This window comes from Burkholderia sp. BCC1977, from assembly GCF_905339595.1.
Lineage (GTDB): Bacteria > Pseudomonadota > Gammaproteobacteria > Burkholderiales > Burkholderiaceae > Burkholderia.
The window spans coordinates 111,388-130,708 of the sequence record NZ_CAJPGQ010000017.1; the positions used below are offsets into that span (position 1 = coordinate 111,388).

The window sequence follows — 19,321 nt, forward strand, 5'->3', positions numbered from 1 at the left end:
CATTTTGCCAACATTGGCGATCCACGAAATCTATCTGTCGATTTGATTTCGTTCCTTTCGTCACGCCTGTTCCCGATGCAGTGCGCGACCCTCACAAGGCCTGTTGACATGCATGATTTCCCCTTCCTGAGCCTGGCGATCTGGGTTCCGATCCTGTTCGGCGCGTGCCTGCTGCGCGCCGGTTCCGACCGTCATCCGCATCGCACGAGACTGATCGCGCTCGTCGGCGCACTCGCGGGGCTGGCCGCCGTCGTGCCGCTCGTCACCGGTTTCGATGCGCACTCGGCCGCGATGCAGTTCGCCGAGACCCGCAACTGGCTCGCGGCGTTCAACGCCGGCTGGCGCGTCGGGATCGACGGCGCGTCGCTGTGGCTCGTCGTGCTGACCGCTTTCACGACCGTGGTCGTCGTGATCGCGTCGTGGGAATCGGTGACGGTGCGCGTCGCGCAGTACTACGCGTCGTTCCTGATCCTGTCGGGGCTGATGGTCGGCGTGTTCGTCGCACAGGACGGGCTGCTGTTCTTCATCTTCTTCGAGGCGACGCTGATTCCGCTGTACCTGCTGATCGGCACGTGGGGCAGGGAGCATCGCGTCTATGCGGCCGTGAAGTTCTTCTTCATCTCGTTCGCGGGTTCGCTGCTGCTGTTGATGGCGATGCTGTACCTGTACGCGAAGTCGCACACGTTCGACATGAACGCATGGCGCACGCTGCAGCTCGGCTTCGCGCCGCAATTGCTGGTGTTTCTCGGCTTCTTCGCCGCGTTCGCGGTCAAGGTGCCGATGTGGCCGGTTCATACGTGGCTGCGCGACGTCTACACGGACGGTCCGACGGGCGCCGCGCTGATGCTGGCGATGCTCAAGCTCGGCGGCTACGGTTTCCTGCGCTTCGCGCTGCCGATCACGCCGGACGCGAGCCACTTCTTCGCGCCGGCCGTGATCGCGCTGTCGCTGTTCGCGATCGTCTATGCGAGCCTGATCGCGCTCGCGCAGACCGATCTCGGCAAACTGCTCGCGTATTCGACGGTCGCGCACATGGGGATCGTCACGCTCGGGCTGTTCCTGTTCAACCAGATCGGCGTCGAAGGCGCGATCGTGCAGCTCGTGTCGTACGGCTTCGTCGCGGGCGCGATGCTGCTGTGCGTGAGCGTGCTGGTCGATCGCACGAAGCAGCGCGAGATCGCGGCCTACGGCGGCGTGGCGGGCGTGATGCCGCGCTTCGCGACGTTCGCGCTGCTGTTCGCGATGGCCAACGTCGGCCTGCCGGGCACATCGGGCTTCGTCGGCGAGTTCATGGTCATCATGGGCGCGATCCGCGTCAACTTCTGGATCGGTGCGATCGCGGGGCTCACGCTGATCCTCAGCGCGTCGTACACGCTGTGGATGGTCAAGCGCGTCGTGTTCGGCAAGATCGCGAGCCCGCGTATCGCGAAGCTCGCCGACCTGAGCCGCCGCGAGATCGTGATGTTCGCGTCGCTCGCGCTGATCGTGCTGATGGTCGGCGTCGATCCGAAGCCGTTCACCGACGCGATCGATCCGACCGTCGCACGGCTGATCGACGAAGCCAGCCATTCGAAGCTGCCTGCCGGCGACGGCGGCGCGCCGGCCCAGTCGGACATGACCGCGGCGCACGGCTGATCGTTTGACAAGACGCACAACGGCCGCATCGCACGCCGATGCGGTCGTTGCGCGCACATCCATCCAGGCTGGCGCGGGCGGCGTCCGGCCGGCTCGCGGCCGCCTCCCGGCTGCGTGAAATTGCCCCGCGACAATCTGTCTCACAACAGATTTTGCAATGATGATTTTCCGCATCCACCGGTTTTCATCGCGCCCGCGCGACGTATGATTCGGCGACTTTCGTGGATCGAATGCGCATCGGGCATACGCAACGGATTCAATGACCCTCGGGCTGTGTGATGAAAAGAAGAGCTTCAAAAGGCTGGACGGCGCTGATATCGATCGGCGCGGCTTTGAGCCTGTCAGGCTGTAATTTAGATGTACTAAATCCGAAAGGAAGCGTCGGCGCCGCCGAAAAGGCGCTGATCGCGACGTCGACATGGGCGATGCTGATCGTCGTCGTGCCGGTGATCCTGCTCACGCTGTGGTTCGCGTGGCGCTACCGCGCATCGAACCGCAACGCCGCCTACGCGCCGAACTGGTCGCACTCGACCGCGATCGAGGTCGTGATCTGGACGGTGCCGACGCTGATCATCCTGTTTCTCGGGGTGCTCACGTGGAAGACCACGCACGAGCTCGATCCGTACAAGCCGCTCGAGTCGTCGGTGAAGCCGATCGACGTCGAGGTCGTCGCGCTCGACTGGAAGTGGCTGTTCATCTATCCGGAACTCGGCATCGCGTCGGTGAACCAGCTTGCGATTCCGGTCGGCACGCCGGTGAACTTCCGCATCACGTCGGATTCGGTGATGAACTCGTTCTTCATTCCGCAGCTCGGCGGCCAGGTCTACGCAATGGCCGGCATGCAGACGCGCCTGCACCTGATCGCCGACGAAGCCGGCGACTACGCGGGCACGTCCGCCAACTTCAGCGGCCGCGGCTTCTCCGACATGAAGTTCCGCACGCTCGCCGAGCCGCGCGAACAGTTCGACGCGTGGGTGCAGAAGGTGAAGGCCTCGCCCGACCGGCTCGACGCGACCGTGTACGGCACCGTCGCGCAGCCGAGCGAGAAGGCGCCCGTGCGCTACTTCTCGTCGGTCGATCCGCGGCTCTTCCACAACATCATCGCGAAATACAACGACGGCCACGTCCTCGATCTGAAGGACGCCGCCTGCGGCACGAAGGGGTAACGCATGTTCGGCAAACTCACACTATCGGCGATCCCGTTCGATCAGCCCATCATCATGGTGGCCGGCGCCTTCATGGGGCTGGTCGTGCTGGGCATCCTCGCCGCGCTGACGATCACCGGCCGCTGGAAGTGGCTGTGGACGGAATGGCTGACGACGGTCGACCACAAGAAACTCGGCGTGATGTACATCATCGTCGCGCTGATCATGCTGCTGCGCGGCTTCGCCGACGCGATCATGATGCGCATGCAGCTCGCGCTCGCGTACAACGCGCCCGGCTACCTGCCGCCGCACCACTATGACCAGATCTTCACGGCACACGGCGTGATCATGATCTTCTTCATGGCGATGGTGTTCATGGTCGGCCTGATGAACCTGGTCGTGCCGCTGCAGATCGGCGCGCGCGACGTCGCGTTCCCGTTCATCAACTCGCTCTCCTTCTGGATGACGGCGGTCAGCGCGATCCTGATCAACGTGTCGCTCGTGATCGGCGAGTTCGCGCAGACGGGCTGGCTCGCGTATCCGCCGCTGTCGGAGTTGCAGTACAGCCCCGGGGTGGGGGTCGACTACTACCTGTGGGCGCTGCAGATTTCCGGCGTCGGCACGCTGCTGACCGGCGTGAACTTCTTCGTGACGATCATCAAGATGCGCGCGCCCGGCATGACGCTGATGAAGATGCCGGTGTTCACGTGGACGGCCCTCTGCACGAACGTGCTGATCATGGCGTCGTTCCCGATCCTGACCGCGACGCTCGCGCTGCTCGGCCTCGACCGTTACCTCGGCATGCACTTCTTCACGAACGAAGCCGGCGGCAACGCGATGCTGTACCTGAACCTGATCTGGGCGTGGGGCCATCCGGAGGTGTACATCCTGATCCTGCCGGCGTTCGGCATCTTCTCGGAAGTCATCGCGACGTTCTCGAAGAAGCCGCTGTTCGGCTACAAGACGATGGTGTACGCGACCTGCGCGATCATGGTGCTGTCGTTCCTCGTGTGGCTGCATCACTTCTTCACGATGGGCTCCGGTGCGAACGTGAACGCGTTCTTCGGGATCATGACGATGATCATCGCGATCCCGACCGGCGTGAAGGTGTTCAACTGGCTGTTTACGATGTACCGCGGCCGGATCGAATTCACGACGCCCGTGCTGTGGACGATCGGCTTCATGGTCACGTTCACGCTCGGCGGCATGACCGGCGTGATGATGGCGATCCCGGGCGCGGACTTCGTGCTGCACAACAGCCTGTTCCTGATCGCGCACTTCCACAACGTGATCATCGGCGGGGTGCTGTTCGGCTATCTCGCGGGCTTCAACTACTGGTTCCCGAAGGCGTTCGGCTTCAAGCTGAACGAGAAGCTCGGCAAGGCCGCGTTCTGGTTCTGGCAGGTCGGCTTCTACGTCGCGTTCGTGCCGCTCTACGTGCTCGGCTTCATGGGCATGACGCGCCGCCTGAACCACTACGACAACCCGGCCTGGCATCCGTGGCTGCTGGTCGCCGCGTTCGGCGCCGTGCTGATCGCGATCGGCATCGCGTGCCAGCTGCTGCAGCTGGTGGTCAGCATCCGCAACCGCCATCTGCCCGAGTACTGCGACACGACGGGCGACCCGTGGGGTGGCCGCACGCTGGAGTGGGCGACCTCGTCGCCGCCGGCCGACTACAACTTCGCGGTGATCCCGCAGGTGCGCACGCTGGATGCGTATGCAGACATGAAGGCACGCGGCGAAGGCCGGCCGAACCCGGCGACGTTCCGCGACATCCACATGCCGTCGAATACCTGCGCGGGCCTCGTGATCGCGGTCTTCAGCCTGGTGCTCGGCTTCGCGCTGGTGTGGCACATCTGGTGGATGGCGATCGGCGGGCTCGTCGGGATCATCGCGACGCTCGTGATCTACAGCTCGCGCGATAACGACGGCTATTACATCCCTGCGTCGACGGTGCGCAAGACCGAAGACAAGCAGCCGACGCGGCGCACGGCCGCGCGCGTCGACGACGTGGAACTGGAGGCCAACTGATGTTGCAGAAAACCTTGAGCGCAACCCTGCTCGAACACGATGACCATCCGCCGTCGCATTCGGTGTTCGGGTTCTGGCTGTACCTGATGACCGACTGCGTGATCTTCGCGGCGCTGTTCGCGACGTTCGCGGTGCTCGGCCACCAGTACGCGGGCGGGCAGACGGCGAAAGAGCTGTTCGACATTCCGGGCGTCGCGGTCGAAACCGCCGCGCTGCTGCTGTCGAGCATCACGTACGGCTTCGCGATGCTCGCGGCGTACCAGCAGCGGCGCGGCGCGCTGCTCGCATGGCTCGCGGTGACGTTCGTGCTCGGCGCGGCGTTTCTCACGATGGAACTGCGCGAGTTCTCGCACCTGATCGCGGAAGGCGCGGGCCCGCAGCGCAGTGCGTTCCTGTCGGCGTTCTTCACGCTGGTCGGCACGCACGGATTGCACGTGACGGCCGGCCTGTTGTGGATGATCGTGCTGGCCGCGCAGATCGTGTTCCGCGGCGGCGACCTGACCGATCGCGACCTGCGGCGCCTGACGTGCCTGAGCCTCTTCTGGCACTTCCTCGACATCGTGTGGATCTGCGTGTTTTCCTTTGTCTATCTCGCGAGCGTGATCTAAATGGCCCATTCGCATTCGTCTCAACTCGAAGAAGGGCACGGCAGCGTCGGCGGCTATGTCGCCGGCTTCATCCTGTCGGTGCTGCTCACGGCCGCGTCGTTCGGCCTCGTGATGGGCGGCGTGCTGTCGCCGCACGCATCGCTGATCGCACTCGCCGCGCTCGCGTTCGTGCAGATCGTCGTGCACCTCGTGTACTTCCTGCACATGAACGGTTCGTCCGGCCAGCGCTGGAACGTGATGGCGTTCAGCTACACGGTGCTGACCGCGGCGATCCTGATCGTCGGCACGCTGTGGGTGATGCACAACGTCAGCATGAACATGATGTCGCGCTGAGCGGCATCGCGGCGCGCGGACGATTTCCATGCGCATTCATGCAGAAAAGGCGACACGCGAGTGCCGCCTTTTTTTCGTTTCGGCCGCGCCGCGCGCGCCGGTCGTCAGTGTATGTCCGTGCCCGCGTCGGCCGTCAGCGCATGCGTGCAGTCCGCGCGGTACTCGGCGGCCAGCCGGTGCTTCGCGGCGTCGAGATCGTCGGGGTAGTAGGGGCTGCTGTGCGCGGGCTCGTAGCCGACCTGTTCGAGTTCGGTCAGCTCGCGCACGAGGTCCGCACGCGTGACGTCGTGCTGCGTGTGAACGAACGGGTAGGACGCGCATTCCTGCGGGCTCAGGTGGGGTGCCGCGACCGCGGCGGTGCTGGCGCATGCGAACAGCATGCAGGCGACGGTAGTCGACAGTTTCATCCGGTGGCTCCTGAATTCGCGGCCCGATGCCGCATGACGTCAGCGTAGGCGGCGCGCAGGGCCAGGCGGGCGACGCACGGATGAAACATGTTTCACCAGCGTTCGCACGATGCCGGATGAAGCTATTTTCATGAAACGCCGGACGCCGATCGAGGCGTCTACGATAGTCGCGCGCGCATCGGATGCGCGCGCCGTGACATCCATTGCGAGGACAGGCATGCGAGTACTGACGGTCGAGGACGATGCGGTGACCGCGAACGAGATCGTTGGCGAGCTGACCGCGCGCGGGTTCGAAGTCGACTGGATCGACAACGGCCGCGAAGGGATGATGCGCGCGATGAGCGCGTCCTACGATGCGATCACGCTCGACCGGATGCTGCCCGGCGCGGACGGCCTCGCGATCCTGACCGCGATGCGCACGGTCGGTATCGACACGCCGGTGCTGATGCTGAGCGCGCTCGGCGACGTCGACGAGCGCATCCGCGGGCTGCGCGCCGGCGGCGACGACTACCTGACCAAGCCGTTCGATTCCGGCGAACTGAGTGCGCGCATCGAAGTGCTGTTGCGCCGCCGGCAGGCATCGGGCGTGCCGCAGCAGACGCTGCTGACGGTCGGCGCGCTCGAGCTCGATCTCATTTCGCGCTGCGCGCGCCGCGGCGTCGACGAGATTCCGTTGCTGCCCACCGAGTTTCGCGTGCTCGAATTCATGATGCGCAACGCGGGGCAGACGATCACGCGCACGATGCTGTTCGAGGCCGTGTGGGGCTATCACTTCGATCCGGGCACCAACCTGATCGATGTCCACATGGGGCGGCTGCGCAAGAAGATCGACCCGCCGGGCGCCGTGCCGATGATCCAGACCGTGCGCGGGTCGGGCTACATGCTCGGATGACGGAGGCACGGATGGACGCGGCCCGTGCGGCGAACTTCACGCGTCGCTGGCATACGACGACGTTTCGCTGGCTGTGTGCGTATGCGGCGATCTTCTCGGTTTCGCTGCTGGTGCTCGCGGGCGTGATCAACGTCGCCGCGACGCATACGATGACGCGCGACACCGACGAAGTGCTCGCGTGGCAACTGATCTACTTCGATTCGATCGCCGATGGCGAGCTGCCGCTCGCCATCCACCGGCGGCTCGAGCACGAACACTTGCATACGAGTTTCTACGGGCTGTTCGATGCGGCCGGGCACCGCGTGGCGGGCGACATCGCGACGCCGCCCGCGCTGCGCGCCGATCGGCAGGGGCGCACGCTGGACCGCACGCTCGTGCGGCTCGACGGTCAGCCCGCGCTGATCACGCGCGCGATGGCCGTGCACCGCGACAACGGAATGACGCTGGTGGTCGCGCGCGACCTGTCGCATTTCATCCAGATTCGCGAAGTCGCGATCCGCGGGCTCGTGATCGGCGGCGTGCTGATCCTGATCGCGGGCATCGCGGGCGGCAGCATGCTCGGCATGCGGCAGATGCGGCGCGTCGCGGCGATCCGGCGCGTCACGCGACAGATCGCCGAGGGCGATCTCGGCAAGCGGCTGCCGGTGGGCCGCTACGACGAACTCGACCTGCTCGCGCATCTCGTGAATCACATGCTCGACGAAGTCGAGCGGCTGATGGGCGAGGTGCGTCATACCTGCGACGGCATCGCACACGATCTGCGCACGCCGCTGGCACGGGTGCATACGATGCTGGCGCGGCTCGCCGAGCAGCCGCATTGCGCGCACGATCCGGCGTCGGCGCAGCTGCTGGCGTCGGCGCGCGATGAAACCGACCGGCTGCTCGAGCGCTTTCGCGCGATGCTGCGCATCTCCGAGATCGGGACGCTGCGCCGGCGCGGCGGCTTCGCCGAGGTGGATGTCGCGACCTTGCTGCGCGACGTGTGCGAGCTGTACGAGCCGCTGGCCGATGCGGGCGGCGTGGCGTTCGAGCTCGACGCGATGCCGGTCGACGGCATTCATGGCGACCGCGCGTTGCTGTTCGAGGCGTTCAGCAATCTCGCGGACAACGCGATCAAGTTCACGCCGCCCGGCGGTCGCGTGCGCGTCGTGCTCCACACGACGCCGAACGGCCCGCTCGTGCGGTTCGACGACACCGGGCCCGGCATCGCGCCGGGCGAACGCGAAGCGGTGCTCGAGCGCTTTTATCGCGGCGAGCGGACGCGTCACGTGAACGGCTCGGGGCTCGGGTTGAGCATCGTGTCGGCGGTGATGCGCGTTCACGGCTTTGCGCTGCGGATCGGCGATGCACTGCCGGCCGGCGCGGCGATCACGGTCGAATGCTGGCCGCGCTCGCTCGGATGAGCGCGCCGGAGCCCGGTCGATGCGCATCCTGCTGATTTCCCCCCCGACGCCGGAGGCGGCGCGGCTCGACAAGGCGTTCCGCGAAAGCACGCACGGCGTCGAGCGCGTCGACGGGTGGCGCGACGGCTGTTTCGCGGCGGCGCAGGACCGCTTCGATGCGATCGTGCTCGTCGAATCCGATGCGGCTGCCGGGGCGGCCCTGCTCGAAATGTTGCCGCGGCTTGCCGCGTCGGCCGGCGGCGCGGCCATCGCCGCGCTCGTCGCCGGGGCGACGCCCGCACGGCGCGCGCGGATGCTGCAGGCCGGCTGCGACGTGTGTCTTGTCCAGCCGTGTTCGTTCGTGGAACTACACGAACGCTTGCGTGCGCTGTGGCGTCGCGCGGGCGTCATCGCGTTGCGCGAGTCGGTACGACTCGACGCCGGGACACGCGCGCTGGAAGAGCAGGGCCGGCGGCTGGCACTCAGCGCGCGCGAATTCCGGGTCGTCGAATGCCTGCTGCGCGAAGCGGGGCGACCGGTCGGGCGCGATGCCGTGCTGCGTTACGCATGGGGCGAAGCCGACATCGAACCCGAAACCGTCAATGCGCTGGTCGTGCGCCTGCGCCGCAAGCTGGCCGCTCACGCGTTCACCGCGAGCATCGAGACCGTTGCACGATTCGGGTTCAGGTTCGACGTCGGCGGATGACGTTGCGGACGCTCTCGGGTCTGCGGACGGCGGTGAACGGACGCCGGCCTCGCGCGCGGCGTCTTGGCGGTGGTGGGATCAATGCGAATAGAGCTCGCGATTGAGCCGTGCGAGCTGGCCGTCGCGTTCGGCGCGAACGAGTTCGCGATAGACCTGGGCGCGCGTGAGCGGCGTCACCGGCGACGCATTCCACACATCGTGCGATGACGCAGCAGCAGGTGCAGTCGATGCGAGCGTCTGCGGTGCGGTCGCCGCGGCGGATTGCGACGCGGCGGCGCGGGCTGGCAGCGCGACACAGAGGGCGGAGAGCAGGGTGGCGAACAGCAGTGTCTTCATGGCGGGCTCCTGTGCGAAGGGCAGAGGCCGGCGTCGCGCATGCGATGCCGGCAGGACACACGTTATCGGGCGCGCCCCGTCAGGCACCGGGCGCGCCGATGAAGAAACGTTCATGAACGCGTGTCGCGCCAGCCGCCGCCGAGCGCGCGCACGAGCCCGACCGACGCCTGCAGGCGTCGTGCATCGACATCGAGCGACGCGATCTGCGTATCGAGCTCGGTCGTCTGCGCGGTGACCACGTCGAGATAGCTGACGGCGCCGTCGCGATAGCGCGACATCGCGAGCGCAAGGGACTGCCGTGCCGCGACGCGTGCCGCGTCGTCCTGGGCCGATTCATCGCCGAGCCGGTGCAGCAGCGCGAGATCGTCCTCGACTTCGCGGAACGCCACCAGCACGACGGCCCGGTAACTCGCACCCTGTTCGGCGAACTGCGCACGCGCATGACGTACGCCGGCGGCACGCAGGCCGCCGTCGAACAGCGTCGTCGCGAGCCGCGGCCCGATCGACCAGATTTCGTTCGGTGCGGCGAGCCACGGCGAGAACGTATCGCTCTGAAAGCCGGCATCGAGACCGAGCGACAGGTCGGGGAAGTAGGCGGCACGTGCGACGCCGATCCGGGCGTTCGCGGCCGCGACGCGGCGTTCCGCGGCGGCGACGTCCGGGCGTCGTTCGAGCAGCGTCGACGCGAGACCGGTCGGAATCGACGGAACGGCGGGCAGCACGGTGGCGGCCGGCAGCGAGAACGTCGACGCGGATGACCCGACGAGCACCGCGATCGCATGCTCGTCGAGCGCGCGGCGCGCGGCGATGTCGGATGCGCGAGCCTGCGCGAGCGCAAGCTGGGTCTGCGCGCGCGATACGTCGAGCCCCGAGGCGAGCCCGCCGCGATGACGGCTGACCGTCAGCTGCCACGCACGGCGATAGGCGTCGATCGTTTGCGCGAGTGAATCCGCTTCTCGATCGAGTCCCGCGAGATCGAAGTAGGTGCTGGCGACGCGGGCCTGCAGGCTGAGCTGGACGGACACGAGGTCGTCGGCCGCGGCTTGCGCGTCGTCGCGGCCGGCGGCGACCGTGTTGCGGACCTTGCCCCACAGATCGACGTCGTAGCGCAATCCCGCGTCGAGCGTGTTCGATTCGTAGACGTCGGGCTGTCCGCTGCCACGTAGCGGCCGGCGTGCGGACTGCCGGTCGCGGTCGGTCTCGGCGCCGATGCCGACGGTCGGCAGCCATGCGGCATGCGCTTCGTCGAACAACGCGGCGGCTTCGTCGTGCCGCGCGACGGCGGCGGCGAGGTCCGGATTCGCACGGGCGACGAGCGGTTCGAGCCGGTCGAGCGTCGCGTCGCCGTACACGCGCCACCAGCCGTCGCGCGGCAGCCGGTCGGCCGGTGCGGCATCGACCCACGGGCCGGTTTCGCGAAACGCGGCCGGCACCGGCACGGCCGGCGCGTGATAGGCCGGCGCGAACGAACAGCCGGCGAGCAGCGCGACGCCGGCGAGCGATGCGGCGAGCGTACGGTCAGCCATGCGCAGGCTCCGTCGTCGCGGCGCCGGCGATGCGCACCGGGTCGCCGTCCGCGAGCGAATCGGGCGGATTGTCGATCACGCGGTCGCTTGCCGCGAGCCCCGACGCGATTTCGACGCGCGTGCCGAGATCGGTCGCGATCGACACGGGACGCAAGCGCGCATGCCCGCTCGCATCGAGCACGGCGATCTGCAACCCGTCGTGGCGGAAGATCAGCGTGCTCGCCGGAACCGTCAGCGCGTGCGCGGCGTTGGGCACCGCGATCCGCACCTGCGCGTATTCGCCCGGGAACAGCGTGCCGGCCGGATTGGCGATCGAGAACTGCGAAAGCAACGTGCCGGAAGCCGGATCGATCGACTGCGCGGAATCCGCGAGCGTCGCATCGAACGTCGTGCCGGGACGCTCGGGAACGGTCAGCGCGACATGCATGCCCGCCCGGATCGCGCCCGCATCGTCCTGCGGAATATGGACGTAAAGCCGCAGCCGCCGTGCGTCCGACACGGTGAACAGTTCGGCGCCGGTGCCGCTGCCCGCGTCGATCAGCGCGCCGACATCGGTCTTGCGCGCGGTCACCACACCGTCGAACGGCGCGGTGAGACGCTTGAACGATTCGAGCGCTTCGAGCCGCCGCACGTTGGCGGTGCTGGCGGCGACGGCTGCACGCTTCGCATCGAGATCGCTGCGCTTCTCGTCGGCCTCCTGCCGTGACACCGAGTCCTGCGCGAGCATCTCGGCCCAGCGCGCGGCGGTGACGGCCGCGAGCCGTTCGTTCGCGGTCGCGCTTTGCAGGTCGGCGCGCGCCTGCTGCAACTGCTGGTCGAGATCGGGCGTATCGATCGACGCGAGCAGCTGGCCGGCCTTCACGTGCGCGCCGATGTCGACGTACCACGCGTGCAGATAGCCGGGCACGCGCGCGTAGATCGGCGCGTCGACGTACGCGTCGAGGCGGCCGGGCAGCATCAGCGCATCGGCGGCGGCCGGTTGCGGCGCGACCGTCGCGACGGTCGGGATCGCCTGGCGGGCGGTCCACGCGGCGACGTCACGCGCATCGTGCGCGCGCGCGACGACGCCGGTCGCGGCAGCGGCGAGGGCCGCGATCACGCCCGCGATCGCGAGCGGCTTCAGGTAACGCGGCGTGCCGGGGGGACGGACGTCGAATTCAGTGGACATGCTGTTCTCCCGGAGTGAGGGACAGGGATTCGGAGTGGGGCGCGCGGTCGCGCCGGTGGACGAGGCTGAACACGACGGGCACGAACACGAGCGTCGCGACGGTCGCGCAGAGCAGGCCGCCGATCACCGCGCGGCCGAGCGGTGCGTTCTGTTCGCCGCCGTCGCCGAGGCCGAGTGCCATCGGCGCCATGCCGAGGATCATCGCGAGCGCGGTCATCATCACGGGCCGGAAGCGCGTGAAGCCGGCCTCGAGCGCGGCGACGGTCGCGTCGGCCGTATGCGCGAGCCGTTCGCGCGCGAACGTGACGACCAGGATGCTGTTCGCGGTCGCGACGCCCATGCACAGGATCGCGCCGGTGAGCGCCGGCACCGACAGCGGCGTGCGCGTGACGAACAGCATCCAGACGATGCCGGCGAGCGCCGCGGGCAGCGCGCTCACGATCACGAACGCGTCGCGCCACGAATGAAAGTTCACGACGATCAGCAGGTAGATCAGCAGCACCGCGCCGGCGAGGCCGGCGAGCAGCCCGCCGAACGCGCCGTTCATCGTCTGCACCTGGCCGCGCACGGTCACGCGCGAGCCCTTCGGCAGGTCGCCCGCGCTCGCGTGCAGCACGCGTTCGATGTCGGCGCTCACCGCGCCGAGATCGCGGTCCTGCGTCGTCGCGAAGATGTCGTACAGCGGCGCGATGTCGTAGTGCGACACGACCGCGTCGGTCTGGCCACGCACGATCGTCGCCAGGCCGCCGAGCAATTGCGGCGCGCCCGAGCGGCCCGTGACCGGCAGCGCGCGCAAGTCCGACAGCGACGTCATCCGGTATTGCGGCGTCTGCGCGACGATCGGGTAGGACACGCCGTTGCGCGGATCGAGCCAGTAGGTCGGCGACACCTGGCTCGTGCCGGACAGGCTCGCCACCACGGCGTCGGTGACGTCCTGCTCGGTGATGCCGAGCTGCGCGGCGAGCGCGCGGTCGACCGACACCGTGAACTGCGGATAGGTGGACGCTTGCTGTACGCGCGTGTCGGCGACGCCCGGCACCGTGCGGATGCGCCGCAGCAGTTCGGTCGCATACGCGCGGTTCGCGGCGAGATCGGGGCCCGTCACCTGCACGTCGATCGGTGCGGGCGCGCCGAAGTTGAGGATCTGGCTGACGATGTCGGCGGGCAGGAACGAGAACGTGACGCCCGGAAACGCGCGCGGCAGCACGGTGCGCAGTTGCTTCACGTAGTCGGCGGTCGGCGCGTGGTCGCCGGTGAGCGACACGAGGATGTCGCCGTCCTGCGGGCCGATCGTGCCGCTGTTGCTGTACGTGAGGTTGATCCCGCTGTTCGGCAGCCCCATGTTGTCGACGATGCTCGCGAGCGCGCGCGGCGGCACGACGCCGCGCACCGTGCGCTCGACGCGGTCGAACAGCGCGGCCGTTTCCTCGATGCGCGTGCCGATCGGCGCGCGCACGTGCAGTGCGATTTCGCCCGCGTCGACCGACGGGAAGAAGTTGCGGCCGAGCCACGGCACCAGCACGAACGACAGCGCGACCGCCGTGAGGAACAGCGCGACGAAGCGGGCGCGGTGCGCGAGCGCGAGGCCGAGCACCGCGCGGTAGCCGCTGCGCAATGCCGCGAAGCGGCGCTCGAAGCCCTGCTGGAACGCGACGAGCGGATTGCGCGGGCGCGGCGTCGGGAACGGCGCGCCGTGCGGCGCGAGCACGGCCGCCGGATGCGCGGCGTGCGGGCGCAGCAGGTAGCGCGCCATCATCGGCACGAACGTGCGCGACAGCACGAACGACGCGATCATCGCGAAGATCACGGCTTCGGCCATCGGCACGAACAGGAAGCGGGCCACGCCGTCGAGCAGCAGCATCGGCACGAACACGATGCAGATGCACAGCAGCGACACGAACGCCGGCGCGACGATCTGCGACGCGCCGTCGAGGATCGCGCTGCGGACGTCCTTGCCCTGTTCGAGGTGCCAGTTCACGTTCTCGATCGTGACGGTCGCATCGTCGACGAGAATGCCGACCGCGAGCGCGAGCCCGCCGAGCGTCATCACGTTGAGCGTCTCGCCCGCGGCGGCGAGCGCGGCGATCGCCGCCAGCACCGCGAGCGGAATGGACGCGGCGATGATCAGTGTCGAGCGCCAGCTGCCGAGGAACAGCAGGATCATCGCGGAGGTGAGCGCGGCGGCGATCAGCCCTTCGCGCGCGACGCCGCTTACCGCGCCCTTGACGAACACCGACTGGTCGCCCATCACGACGAGCCTGAGCGCCGGCGGCAGCGTCGCCTCGATGCGCGGCAACTGAGCCTTCACGCCGGCGATGATGTCGAGCGTCGACGCCGAGCCGCTTTTCAACACGCTCATCAGCACCGCGCGGCGGCCGTCGACGCGCACGATGTTGCCCTGCGGCGGAAAGCCGTCGCGCACGTGCGCGACGTCGCGCATGAAGATCACCGCGCCGTTCACGGTCCGGATCGGCAGCGCGTTGAGCTGGTCGATGGTCAGCGGGCTGTCGTTGAGCCGGATGTTGTACTCGAAGCGGCCGATCTTCTGCGTGCCGGCCGGGATGATCTGGTTCTGCTGCGCGAGCGCGGTCACGACGTCCTGCGCGGACAGCCCCTTCGCCTGCAGCGCCTGCGGATCGAGGTCGATCTGCACCTGGCGCACCTTGCCGCCATACGGCGACGGAATCGCGACGCCGGCGACCGACAGCAGCTGCGGCCGGATCACGTTGGTCGCGTAGTCGCCGAGCTGCTGCTCGTTCAGCGTGTCGCTCGTCAGCGCCAGCTGCAGCACGGGCACGGTCGACGCGTTGTAGTTGAGGATCTGCGGCGGCGTGGTGCCGGGCGGCATCTGCTTGAGCACGGTCTGCGAGATCGACGTGACCTGCGCGGTCGCGGTGCGGATGTCGACGCTCGGCTGGAAGAAGATCTTGACGATCCCGAAGCTGCGGAATGACTGCGACTCGATGTGGGCGACGTCGTTGACCGTCGTGCCGAGCGTGCGCTCGTAGTACGTGACGATGCGCCCGGCCATGTCGGCCGGCTGCAGGCCCGCATAGTTCCACACGACGCTGATGACCGGAATCCGGATGTCGGGGAAAATGTCGGTCGGCGTGCGCAGTGCCGCGAGCGGCCCCGCGATCAGGATCAGCAGCGCAAGGACGATGAACGTATAGGGGCGCGCGAGCGCGAGTCGGACGAGTTTCAGCATCGGCGAGGTCTCCGCCGGCGCGGGGCGCCGGCCTGTCAGCGAGGTGCCGAAGCGCGGCGCGAGCCCGCATCGGCCCGCGCAGTGTGCGTGGCGCCGCTTAACGCCGGGCGCGGGCCAGGATGAAAGATGTTTTAGGAAGGGGCGGAAGGACGGAGCGGGCCGATGGCCCGCGCAGCAAGGCGGGCCGGGCAGGCGGGTGGGGCGGCAGGGCGTCAAGTGTTACAAGACGTTAGCGGGCGCTTCCGGTTGCGATGCCGCGCATCAGTTCTTACAAACTTGAAATATGCGGAGACGGGGCTTGCCGTTATAGTCGAATCACACATGAAACAACTCGAAGAGGAATCCATGAAGACTTTGCGTGTTGCCTCGCTCTTGACCGGTATGACGGCCTTGCTCGTGTCGGGCGCAGCAATGGCGGGAGTCAATGTCGGGATCAACGTCGGCGTGCCGGCTCCGGTCTACGTCGCGCCCGCGCCCGTGTATGCGCCGCCGCCTCCGCCGGTCGTCTACCAGCCGGCGCCCGTGTATGCCCCGGCGCCCGTCTACGCGCCGGCACCGGCGATCGTGATCGGCTGGCACGGCGATCGCTACTGGGACGGCCGCCGCTACTGGGGCCGCGACGACTGGTATCGCCATCACGGCCGCGGCTGGGGCGGCGATCGCGATCGCGGTCACTGGGACAACGGCCGCCACAACGGCTGGCGTTGATCGACCTGCGGCGCACGCGTGCCGCGTGCGCGCACGAGATGAAGACCGCCCGCGTGGCGGTCTTTTTTTTGCCTGGGCGGGCCGCGCGCGGCGGCCGCGACGCGCCGGCGCCACGCACGAAAATCCGCAGGCTGGCTCGACGTCGAATTGAATGGGTAGAATCGACCCACGTTCCATCCCTCAATCGACCGACAGGGCCTCTATGACGAAGGGTTCGCCCCGGACCGCCGCCGCGCGCATCCGCTTCGGCGCTGCGCATGCGGTACGGGCCGCCGGCCGCACGGCGGCAGTATGGGCAATACAGGCGGTACTGGCCGCGACGGCCGCGCACGCGGCCTATGCGATCGCGCAGTACGGCGAGCCGAAATATCCGCCGGGCTTCAAGCATTTCGACTACGTGAACCCGGACGCGCCGAAGGACGGCACGCTCGTGCTCGCGAACCCGAGCCGGCTGACGTCGTTTGACAAGTTCAATCCGTTCACGATGCGCGGCAACCCCGCGCCGGGCATCGACCTGCTGTTCGAGAGCCTCGCGACCGGCAGCTCGGACGAACCGGCGTCCGCCTACGGGCTGCTCGCCGACGACATCGCGATCGCGCCGGACCGCCGCTCGGTCACGTTCCACCTGAATCCGCGCGCGCGCTTCTCGAACGGCGATCCGGTCACGGCCGACGACGTCAGGTTTTCGTTCGACACGCTGAAGAGCAAGCTGGCCGCGCCACAGTTCGGCGCGTATTTCGCCGAGATCGCGAAGGCCGTGGTCGTCGATCCGGCCACCGTGCGTTTCGAGTTCCGCAGCACGAACCGGGAGCTGCCGCTGATCGCCGGCGGCGTGCCGGTGTTCTCGCGCAAGTGGGGGCTGCGCGCGGACGGTTCGCGAATTCCGTTCGACCAGCTCGCGTTCGAGCAGCCGATCGGCAGCGGGCCGTACCTGGTCGAGCGCTACGACAACGGCCGCACCATTACGTACCGGCGCAATCCCGCATACTGGGGCGCCGACCTGCCGGTGCGGGTCGGCACCAACAACTTCGAGCGGATCGTCTACAAGCTGTACGGCGACGGCGTCGCGCGGCTCGAGGCGTTCAAGGCCGGCGAGTACGACGTGCTGGTCGAGTACATCGCGCGCAACTGGACGCGGCGCGACGTCGGCAAGCGCTTCGACAGCGGCGAGCTCGTCAAGCGCGAATTCCGCCAGCACAACGGCGCGGGCATGCAGGGCTTCTTCATGAACCTGCGCCGGCCGCAGTTTCGCGACGTGCGCGTGCGCCAGGCGCTCGATCTCGCGTTCGACTTCGAATGGCTGAACCGCCAGTTGTTCTATAGCGCGTACACGCGCCTCGACAGCTATTTCGCCGACACCGACCTGCAGGCGACCGGTACGCCGGGCGCGGGCGAGCTGAAGCTGCTGGAGCCGCTGCGCACACAGCTCGACCCGGCCGTGTTCGGCCCGATGGTCACGCAGCCGAACACGAACCCACCCGGCTCGCTGCGCGCGAACCTGCTGAAGGCACGCGCGCTGCTCGCGCAGGCCGGCTGGACCTACCGCGACGGCGCGCTGCGCAATGCGCAGGGCGAGCCGTTCACGTTCGAGATCCTCGACGATTCGGGCGCGGCGATGGAAGGCGTCGTGACCGCCTACCAGCGCAATCTCGCGAAGCTCGGCATCGACGCGCGCTTTCGCACCGCCGATTACGCGCTGCTGCAAAAGCGGCTCGACGCGTTCGACTACGACATGACGACGATCCGCCTGCCGGGCGTGCAGGTGCCGGGCGCCGAGCAGTTCTCGCGCTACGCCAGCAAATTCGCCGACGAGCCGGGCTCCGACAACATCGTCGGGCTCAAGTCGCCGGCCGTCGACGCGCTGCTGCACGCGCTCGGCGCCGCGCAGACGCGCGACGACCTGCTCGATGCGACGCACGCGCTCGATCGCGTACTGATGCACGGCTATTACGCGGTCCCGCAGTGGTACAGCACCACACACCGGATTGCATACAAGCGCACGCTCGGCTATCCGCAAACGCTGCCGCTGTACTATTCGGCCGAGGGCTGGGTCGTATCGACCTGGTGGGCCAAGCCCGATCACTGAAGCCTGCCGGCCCTTCGTTCAACCCAGCCTATCGATCGCGAGTCGACGCCCTATGTGGAGCTACATCCTCAAACGCCTGCTGCTGATGATCCCGACGCTGATCGGCGTGCTCACGCTCACGTTCGCCGTGATCCAGTTCGTGCCGGGCGGCCCGGTCGAACAGGCCGTGCAGGAACTGCGCAAGGGCGCGACGGAGCAGGGCGCGACGCCGTTCGGGATGCGTGCGCATACCGGCGTCGACGCGCAGCAGCTCGCGCAGCTCAAGGCGCTGTACGGCTTCGACAAGCCGCCGCTCGAGCGTTACTGGCTGATGCTGAAGCGCTTTGCGCGCTTCGATCTCGGCGACAGCTACTTCCGCCACCAGAGCGTGTGGTCGCTGATCGTGCAGAAGCTGCCGGTGTCGATCAGCATCGGGTTGTGGACGTTCTTCGTCACCTATCTGATCTCGGTGCCGCTCGGCATCGCGAAGGCCGTGCGCAACGGCTCGCCGTTCGATGTCGCGACGAGCCTCGTCGTGCTGGTCGGTTATGCGATTCCGGGCTTCGTGCTCGGCGTGCTGCTGCTCGTGCTGTTCGGCGGCGGCTCGTTCTGGCAGCTGTTCCCGCTGCGCGGGCTCACGTCGGACAACTTCGCGCAGCTGTCGCTGATCGGCAAGGTGCTCGACTATCTGTGGCACATCGCGCTGCCGATCACGGCGTCGGTCGTCGGCAGCTTCGCGGTCATCACGATGCTGACGAAGAACGCGTTCCTCGACGAGATCCGCAAGCAGTACGTGCTGACCGCGCGCGCGAAAGGGCTCGCCGAGCGCACCGTGCTGTGGAAGCACGTGTTCCGCAACGCGATGCTGCCGCTGATCGTCGGGTTCCCGGCCGCGTTCATCGGCGCGTTCTTCACGGGCAGCCTGCTGATCGAAACGCTGTTCTCGCTCGATGGCCTCGGGCTGCTGTCGTACGAGTCGGTCGTGCGGCGCGATTACCCGGTCGTGCTCGGCACGCTGTACCTGTTCACGCTGATCGGGCTCGCGACCAAGCTGATCTCCGACCTCTGCTACGTGTGGGTCGACCCGCGCATTCAATTCGACAACCTGGAGCGCTGACATGAAACCGTTCGTTCGCACGCCGCTTGCCGGCGCGCCCATCCGCCTGCCCGC

16 protein-coding genes are annotated in these 19,321 nt (G+C 67.8%); 11 read left to right on the forward strand and 5 right to left on the reverse strand.

The annotated features are described in order from the left end of the window. Positions 1–108 precede the first annotated feature (108 nt). The 5 genes from U5771_RS16525 to cyoD all read left to right on the forward strand — a co-directional run bounded on the left by U5771_RS16525 (position 109) and on the right by cyoD (position 5,752). Positions 109–1,635 carry an NADH-quinone oxidoreductase subunit M gene (locus tag U5771_RS16525; protein WP_322024962.1) on the forward strand — a complete coding sequence of 509 codons (1,527 nt, stop codon included), beginning with the start codon at positions 109–111 and terminating at the stop codon, positions 1,633–1,635. A gap of 278 nt (positions 1,636–1,913) precedes the next feature. Further along, positions 1,914–2,801, forward strand: coding sequence for a ubiquinol oxidase subunit II (gene cyoA, locus U5771_RS16530; protein WP_044847970.1), 888 nt, complete (start codon positions 1,914–1,916; stop codon positions 2,799–2,801). A 3-nt stretch (positions 2,802–2,804) separates the two neighbouring features. Beyond that, a complete protein-coding gene (gene cyoB, locus U5771_RS16535) occupies positions 2,805–4,811 on the forward strand; it encodes a cytochrome o ubiquinol oxidase subunit I (RefSeq protein ID WP_322024963.1) in 2,007 nt (668 codons plus the stop codon). Then, a complete protein-coding gene (gene cyoC, locus U5771_RS16540) occupies positions 4,811–5,419 on the forward strand; it encodes a cytochrome o ubiquinol oxidase subunit III (protein ID WP_322024964.1) in 609 nt (202 codons plus the stop codon). The genes cyoB and cyoC overlap by 1 nt, the downstream gene beginning before the upstream one ends. Further along, positions 5,420–5,752 (forward strand): cytochrome o ubiquinol oxidase subunit IV, encoded by a 333-nt coding sequence (gene cyoD, locus U5771_RS16545; RefSeq protein WP_006759069.1) that lies wholly within the window; start codon positions 5,420–5,422, stop codon positions 5,750–5,752. A gap of 104 nt (positions 5,753–5,856) precedes the next feature. Here cyoD and U5771_RS16550 read toward each other — a convergent pair whose 3' ends face one another. Next, positions 5,857–6,159 (reverse strand): DUF4148 domain-containing protein, encoded by a 303-nt coding sequence (locus U5771_RS16550; protein WP_322024965.1) that lies wholly within the window; start codon positions 6,157–6,159, stop codon positions 5,857–5,859. Between the two features lie 217 nt (positions 6,160–6,376). Here U5771_RS16550 and U5771_RS16555 point away from each other — a divergent pair, with 217 nt between their 5' ends. The 3 genes from U5771_RS16555 to U5771_RS16565 are packed head-to-tail and all read left to right on the forward strand — an operon-like array spanning position 6,377 to position 9,139. Beyond that, complete coding sequence (locus U5771_RS16555) at positions 6,377–7,051, forward strand: response regulator transcription factor (protein ID WP_322024966.1); 675 nt, start codon at positions 6,377–6,379, stop codon at positions 7,049–7,051. Positions 7,052–7,062: 11 nt separating this feature from the next. Further along, on the forward strand, positions 7,063–8,454 hold the full coding sequence (locus tag U5771_RS16560; RefSeq protein ID WP_322024967.1) for a HAMP domain-containing sensor histidine kinase: 1,392 nt from the start codon (positions 7,063–7,065) through the stop codon (positions 8,452–8,454). A gap of 19 nt (positions 8,455–8,473) precedes the next feature. Further along, the gene (locus U5771_RS16565; RefSeq protein WP_322024968.1) at positions 8,474–9,139 is read left to right on the forward strand and encodes a response regulator transcription factor; all 666 of its coding nucleotides are present in this window, start codon (positions 8,474–8,476) and stop codon (positions 9,137–9,139) included. A gap of 78 nt (positions 9,140–9,217) precedes the next feature. Here the strand turns inward: U5771_RS16565 and U5771_RS16570 are convergent, their stop codons facing one another. The 4 genes from U5771_RS16570 to U5771_RS16585 all read right to left on the reverse strand — a co-directional run bounded on the left by U5771_RS16570 (position 9,218) and on the right by U5771_RS16585 (position 15,377). Then, a complete protein-coding gene (locus U5771_RS16570) occupies positions 9,218–9,475 on the reverse strand; it encodes a DUF4148 domain-containing protein (protein ID WP_322024969.1) in 258 nt (85 codons plus the stop codon). A gap of 110 nt (positions 9,476–9,585) precedes the next feature. Continuing rightward, positions 9,586–11,001 carry an efflux transporter outer membrane subunit gene (locus tag U5771_RS16575; RefSeq protein ID WP_322024970.1) on the reverse strand — a complete coding sequence of 472 codons (1,416 nt, stop codon included), beginning with the start codon at positions 10,999–11,001 and terminating at the stop codon, positions 9,586–9,588. Further along, complete coding sequence (locus tag U5771_RS16580; RefSeq protein ID WP_322024971.1) at positions 10,994–12,169, reverse strand: efflux RND transporter periplasmic adaptor subunit; 1,176 nt, start codon at positions 12,167–12,169, stop codon at positions 10,994–10,996. The genes U5771_RS16575 and U5771_RS16580 overlap by 8 nt, the downstream gene beginning before the upstream one ends. Then, complete coding sequence (locus U5771_RS16585; protein ID WP_322024972.1) at positions 12,159–15,377, reverse strand: efflux RND transporter permease subunit; 3,219 nt, start codon at positions 15,375–15,377, stop codon at positions 12,159–12,161. The genes U5771_RS16580 and U5771_RS16585 overlap by 11 nt, the downstream gene beginning before the upstream one ends. A 345-nt stretch (positions 15,378–15,722) precedes the next feature. Between U5771_RS16585 and U5771_RS16590 the strand changes: the two genes are divergently transcribed. The 3 genes from U5771_RS16590 to U5771_RS16600 all read left to right on the forward strand — a co-directional run bounded on the left by U5771_RS16590 (position 15,723) and on the right by U5771_RS16600 (position 19,267). Next, positions 15,723–16,085, forward strand: a complete 363-nt coding sequence (locus U5771_RS16590) for a hypothetical protein (RefSeq protein ID WP_121859350.1) — start codon at positions 15,723–15,725, stop codon at positions 16,083–16,085. A 202-nt stretch (positions 16,086–16,287) separates the two neighbouring features. Next, positions 16,288–18,171 carry an extracellular solute-binding protein gene (locus tag U5771_RS16595; RefSeq protein ID WP_322024973.1) on the forward strand — a complete coding sequence of 628 codons (1,884 nt, stop codon included), beginning with the start codon at positions 16,288–16,290 and terminating at the stop codon, positions 18,169–18,171. A 52-nt stretch (positions 18,172–18,223) separates the two neighbouring features. Beyond that, positions 18,224–19,267 (forward strand): microcin C ABC transporter permease YejB, encoded by a 1,044-nt coding sequence (locus U5771_RS16600; protein WP_322024974.1) that lies wholly within the window; start codon positions 18,224–18,226, stop codon positions 19,265–19,267. The last annotated feature ends 54 nt before the right edge of the window (positions 19,268–19,321 follow it).

What these genes read in the sequence shown, in the direction of transcription:
- cyoC (WP_322024964.1), top strand. Translation starts at nt 4,811, where the DNA reads ATGTTGCAGAAAACCTTGAGCGCAACCCTGCTCGAACACGATGACCAT.
- U5771_RS16525 (WP_322024962.1), top strand. Translation starts at nt 109, where the DNA reads ATGCATGATTTCCCCTTCCTGAGCCTGGCGATCTGGGTTCCGATCCTG.
- U5771_RS16555 (WP_322024966.1), top strand. Translation starts at nt 6,377, where the DNA reads ATGCGAGTACTGACGGTCGAGGACGATGCGGTGACCGCGAACGAGATC.
- U5771_RS16570 (WP_322024969.1), bottom strand. Translation starts at nt 9,475, where the DNA reads ATGAAGACACTGCTGTTCGCCACCCTGCTCTCCGCCCTCTGTGTCGCG.
- U5771_RS16565 (WP_322024968.1), top strand. Translation starts at nt 8,474, where the DNA reads ATGCGCATCCTGCTGATTTCCCCCCCGACGCCGGAGGCGGCGCGGCTC.
- U5771_RS16595 (WP_322024973.1), top strand. Translation starts at nt 16,288, where the DNA reads ATGACGAAGGGTTCGCCCCGGACCGCCGCCGCGCGCATCCGCTTCGGC.
- U5771_RS16575 (WP_322024970.1), bottom strand. Translation starts at nt 11,001, where the DNA reads ATGGCTGACCGTACGCTCGCCGCATCGCTCGCCGGCGTCGCGCTGCTC.
- U5771_RS16580 (WP_322024971.1), bottom strand. Translation starts at nt 12,169, where the DNA reads ATGTCCACTGAATTCGACGTCCGTCCCCCCGGCACGCCGCGTTACCTG.
- cyoA (WP_044847970.1), top strand. Translation starts at nt 1,914, where the DNA reads ATGAAAAGAAGAGCTTCAAAAGGCTGGACGGCGCTGATATCGATCGGC.
- U5771_RS16590 (WP_121859350.1), top strand. Translation starts at nt 15,723, where the DNA reads ATGAAGACTTTGCGTGTTGCCTCGCTCTTGACCGGTATGACGGCCTTG.
- U5771_RS16600 (WP_322024974.1), top strand. Translation starts at nt 18,224, where the DNA reads ATGTGGAGCTACATCCTCAAACGCCTGCTGCTGATGATCCCGACGCTG.
- U5771_RS16560 (WP_322024967.1), top strand. Translation starts at nt 7,063, where the DNA reads ATGGACGCGGCCCGTGCGGCGAACTTCACGCGTCGCTGGCATACGACG.
- cyoD (WP_006759069.1), top strand. Translation starts at nt 5,420, where the DNA reads ATGGCCCATTCGCATTCGTCTCAACTCGAAGAAGGGCACGGCAGCGTC.
- U5771_RS16550 (WP_322024965.1), bottom strand. Translation starts at nt 6,159, where the DNA reads ATGAAACTGTCGACTACCGTCGCCTGCATGCTGTTCGCATGCGCCAGC.
- U5771_RS16585 (WP_322024972.1), bottom strand. Translation starts at nt 15,377, where the DNA reads ATGCTGAAACTCGTCCGACTCGCGCTCGCGCGCCCCTATACGTTCATC.
- cyoB (WP_322024963.1), top strand. Translation starts at nt 2,805, where the DNA reads ATGTTCGGCAAACTCACACTATCGGCGATCCCGTTCGATCAGCCCATC.